This window comes from Pseudomonas sp. MWU16-30316 (assembly GCF_020515645.1).
In the GTDB taxonomy this organism is placed as follows: Bacteria; Pseudomonadota; Gammaproteobacteria; order Pseudomonadales; family Pseudomonadaceae; genus Aquipseudomonas; species Aquipseudomonas cerasi.
In genome coordinates, this window is the sequence record NZ_JAIZAZ010000018.1 from 1 (window position 1) to 2598 (window position 2598).

At 46.7% G+C, this 2598-nt stretch carries 5 protein-coding genes; all 5 read right to left on the reverse strand.

The genetic code is table 11. From position 1 onward, the window contains the following. The coding region (locus tag LCH65_RS26100; RefSeq protein WP_226439943.1) for a hemagglutinin repeat-containing protein at positions 1 to 282 on the reverse strand (282 nt) is incomplete at its 3' end. A gap of 18 nt (positions 283 to 300) precedes the next feature. Beyond that, positions 301 to 774, reverse strand: coding sequence for a hypothetical protein (locus LCH65_RS26105; RefSeq protein WP_226439944.1), 474 nt, complete (start codon positions 772 to 774; stop codon positions 301 to 303). Positions 775 to 1036: 262 nt separating this feature from the next. Continuing rightward, on the reverse strand, positions 1037 to 1468 hold the full coding sequence (locus tag LCH65_RS26115; protein ID WP_183132774.1) for a hypothetical protein: 432 nt from the start codon (positions 1466 to 1468) through the stop codon (positions 1037 to 1039). A gap of 112 nt (positions 1469 to 1580) precedes the next feature. Continuing rightward, positions 1581 to 2000, reverse strand: a complete 420-nt coding sequence (locus LCH65_RS26120) for a hypothetical protein (protein WP_122241212.1) — start codon at positions 1998 to 2000, stop codon at positions 1581 to 1583. Positions 2001 to 2008: 8 nt separating this feature from the next. Further along, the coding region (locus LCH65_RS26125) for a hypothetical protein (protein ID WP_226439945.1) at positions 2009 to 2598 on the reverse strand (590 nt) is incomplete at its 5' end.

Genomic DNA, 2598 nt, shown 5'->3' on the forward strand with positions numbered 1-2598 from the left:
ACGTCCGACGACATCGTTGCCACGCAGCGTGGCTCCGGCAATATTGGTGTCCTGACCGCTGGTGAAACCGAGCTGATTACCGGCATACAGGTAAACTTCCTGCTGCTGTTTGCCTTCGCGCTCTAGGTCGCCCTTGCCAATATTGACGCTGGCGTAAACACCGAAACCTCCTGGGCCGATGGCGATATCGGCTTCTCCGCCGACATTTTTTCGGGTGTTCTCGATGAAGCTATTGTTCTGGGCTGCCTTGCAAACCTTAACAGTCTCTCGCCAACTACACATGATGCGTAATCATCAAACTTAAGACAATTGATAAAAAGTAACTATCGGCCGATAATCTTGGTCTGTAATTGAAATATCTACAGAAAATTTTCTTTCTGGAAACTTATCTTTCAGGACAAGCCTCCAAGACAGTGCAAGCACGTTTGCCAATTGTTCAAATATACGGTCATCAATATCACCTGAGCATGAATCGAACACATCGTATAAATGAGTATGATTTAACATTTTCTCTGTTACTTGAAGATCACCATTAAAGTGCTTCAACCAAGAAACAAAAATATCAGCATCATATTTCCCTTCTAAGAAAACCCCCTCTTGAACAACAACAAAATCAGGAAATAGAAGTTTGCATGACAATAATAAATCCTCAGGATTGCATACATTGCTTATGTATGAGAATTCGTCAATTTTATCTTTATCAACCCACCCATCCTTCCAAGCCTCATATCGCGCCAACCCAACGAAAGGAGAAAGTGTATTAACTTTTATCATGGTATCTCATCCAAATTGGCGGGACGTGGTGCGAATTTAGTCGAAGGCGATTGAACTCTAACAGTTCCATCGGGCAATGTATTTCTTCCGTACTCTATTACATGTGGAGTAGGCACATTTGCATGGGCTGCGCCAGTTACATCTACTCGTCTAACGATCAGCCGCTCTGAATCATATACGGCATAGCTTGTGATATTACCTTGATTATCTGCCCTGTAGACAGTTCCGTTGGATGGCCCGCCATCGTTTTTTAAGCGCCTGCTCACCTGAGTCGCATGCTCAAGTGGCCCACCTGCAAGATCTTTTTCGTTACGAGGTCCGGAGGGTGATTCCGCAGCTTTTCCAGCACCGCCTTTCGCCTCACCACCACCTTTAACAACATCCGCTCCAACACCCCTATGAGTCCCGGTAAAGTTTTCCAGTCCAAGTGATAAGGATCAGCCTTCATCTCGGCTGAGATAGTCCTAGACTTGGCTACAGATTTACCGCTTACCAGCATACCAGTCAAGATGCCCGCTGTAAGCACTCCGCAACCGATCAGGTAGGCACCGGTGTTGTCATCCTTGTTAATCTTCTCGCCTTCCATGGCATTGGCAACCTGCTCTCCCAGTACCTCACCGTACTCAGCCAGCCTTTGTCCAATATTCTGACCCAAAGGCGTCTCGGAAACCGCGTTGAAAACCGCCAGTTGCACCAGACCTTTCGGTCCCTTCTATCAGTTAAGCTTTTTGGCTGTGCTAAATCATCCCGCCATTTAGCATAGGACACAGAGTCGTCTATCGCTTTTGCAACATCAAATCGTTAAATCAGTCTGACATGTGCTTTAGCTCTTCCTCCATAAATCGTAGAAGCTCTACTGGGTCTCGCTCAACAACCCCTACATAATGCTCATACTCATTTACTAGCAGCGGATAGCCCATAACATAGCTAATTTTGAACGCATCAAAAAGAGACTTGTAGCCAGGGCGCAACTGAGTAATACAAAACTCCCAGCCTGCTGGAATCCTAGCGTCAATCAATCGAAATAGACTGCTCGGAGCCCAAAAAGGAGGTTGATCAGGAGCCCGCACTAAAAAATCTACCCGATCAAAAATAAACAACAGCGCATACACCACGTAACTTTCCCCAATACTCAAAGGAGAATAGTCAGTTTGATCTACCTCACCTAAATAGCGTTCCGTCGTTGGGATAGCACTACCGAGATTGGCCTGGCAAAAGGCAAGCATATGTTTACTCACTTAAATTTGAAGTCGTCAATTGCTCCAGTAATGGAGTTTCTAACGTAGTGGATTTCTATTCCATTGATATTTTGCGCCGTTTTCACCCAACCATCAGTTGCTGGCCATCGGGAATCAGTCATCGGAACCGGCAGTGAGCGACCAGCAGCAGGATTTGAAATAGCCTGCTCCATTGCAATCTGTTCATTCAAGTTAGCAGGCGTAGTTCTACCCGTCGAACCCAAACCTAATGGTTTGTTCACTGAAGGAGGTATTTCGACGCCTTTTGCACCACCACCTTTAACAACATCCGCTCCAACACCCCTGTCAGTCCCGGTATAGTTCTTCCAGTCCGGGTGATAAGCATCAGCCTTCATCTCGGCTGAGATAGTCCTAGACTTGGCTACAGATTTACCGCTTACCAGCATACCAGTCAAGATGCCGGCTGTAAGCACTCCGCCACCGATCAGGTAGGCGCCGGTGTTGTCATCCTTGTTAATCTTCTCGCCTTCCATGGCATTGGCAACCTGCTCTCCCAGTACTTCACCGTACTCAGCCAGCCTTTGTCCAATATTCTGACCCAAAGGCGTCTCGGAAACTGCGTTGA